This window comes from Pseudomonadota bacterium (assembly GCA_039028935.1).
GTDB lineage: Bacteria > Pseudomonadota > Gammaproteobacteria > Steroidobacterales > SZUA-146 > SZUA-146.
On the sequence record JBCCHD010000090.1, the window covers coordinates 1 to 1,593 of the forward strand.

At 55.7% G+C, this 1,593-nt stretch carries 3 protein-coding genes; all 3 read left to right on the forward strand.

From position 1 onward, the window contains the following. On the forward strand, window positions 1-260 hold a 260-nt coding region (locus AAF465_17520), incomplete at its 5' end, for a UDP-N-acetylmuramoyl-tripeptide--D-alanyl-D-alanine ligase (protein MEM7084522.1). A 1-nt stretch (window position 261) separates the two neighbouring features. Further along, complete coding sequence (mraY, locus tag AAF465_17525) at window positions 262-1,356, forward strand: phospho-N-acetylmuramoyl-pentapeptide-transferase (protein MEM7084523.1); 1,095 nt, start codon at window positions 262-264, stop codon at window positions 1,354-1,356. A gap of 5 nt (window positions 1,357-1,361) precedes the next feature. Then, window positions 1,362-1,593 (forward strand): UDP-N-acetylmuramoyl-L-alanine--D-glutamate ligase (gene murD, locus AAF465_17530; GenBank protein MEM7084524.1); only part of this gene is annotated, 232 nt, incomplete at its 3' end.

A 1,593-nucleotide genomic window follows, 5' to 3' on the forward strand; every position in this document is an offset into this window, starting at 1 on the left:
ACCTGCACGCGCGGCTGGGTGAGACATTGGCGGACTGCGGCATCGACCGGTTATTCACCTTGGGCGATCTCAGCAAACACACGGCGGCGGCGTTTGGTAAGCAGGGTGAGGCGTTTCAATCGGTCGAAAAGCTCAACGCAGCGTTGCTCAAAGACTTGCACAACGCGGTGACCGTCTTGGTGAAAGGCTCGCGGGGCATGCGCATGGAGCGCGTTGTCGAAGCTATCGCCGCTCAAGATTCTGCCGGACAGGAGAACTGACATGCTCCTGTATTTAACGCAATACCTCGCGCAATTTGAATCCGGTTTTAACGTCTTTGATTACCTAACGATGCGCGCCATCCTTGGCGCACTCACCGCATTGGTAATTTGCTTCGTCATCGGGCCACGCATGATCCAGCGGTTGAGTACCAATCAGCTGGGTCAGCCGGTACGTGAGGACGGACCGGATACCCATCTGCTAAAAGCCGGCACGCCGACCATGGGTGGTGCGCTGATATTGACCGCAATTGCGGTGAGCACCTTGCTGTGGGCGGATCTCGAAAATCACTACGTTTGGATTGTGCTGTTCGTCACTATGACCTACGGCATCATCGGTTACGTCGACGACTATAAGAAGTTAGTGCTGCAAAACCCGGCCGGGATTTCGGCGAAGCAAAAACTTTTTTGGCAGTCGCTGGTCGCGATCATCGCGGCGTGGGCATTGTATAAGTGTGCCGAGCTCGACGGCATGTTAGCGACCCATACCGGGCTGCTGATCCCATACTTTAAGAATCTAATTCTGCCGCTGGGCATGTTCCAGTTGGTGGTTACGTATTTCTATATCGTCGGATTTTCAAACGCGGTGAATCTGACCGATGGTCTCGACGGCCTGGCGATCATGCCGACGGTATTGGTTGGCGGTGCGCTGGGTTTGTTCGCCTATGTGACCGGCAATGTAAATTTCGCTGAATACCTGGATATTCCGTACGTGGCCGGTGCTGGCGAAATCTTGGTGTTCTGTGCGGCGTTGGCCGGGGCTGGCCTCGGTTTCTTGTGGTTTAACACCTATCCGGCACAGGTTTTCATGGGCGATATCGGTGCACTGGCTCTGGGCGCAGCACTCGGTGTGGTTGCGGTGGTGGTTCGACAGGAGATTGTGCTCGCCATCATGGGCGGTGTCTTCGTCATTGAAACGCTTTCCGTGATGATTCAAGTGGGTTCGTTCAAGTTGACCGGCAAGCGTGTGTTTCGCATGGCGCCGCTGCACCATCACTTTGAACTCAAAGGGTGGGCTGAACCGAAAGTGATCGTGCGTTTTTGGATCATCACCGTGATTCTGGTGCTGGTCGGTCTTGCGAGTTTAAAAATCCGATGAGCGCCGTGAAGAAAACTACAGAGCACGGCCAAGATTTAGTGGTCGGACTGGGAGCAACCGGGCTGTCGATTGCGCGTTACTTGAAACGTATCGGCGGCAGCGCGGTGTTTACCGATAATCGCGACGAGCCGCCGGGCGCTGACACGCTGGAAGAAATCTGGCCCGACGCGGAGGTGGCGTTTGGTGAGTTTGAGTTGCCCGAAGGCATCGAGCGCTTGGTGGTATCGCCGGGCGTGG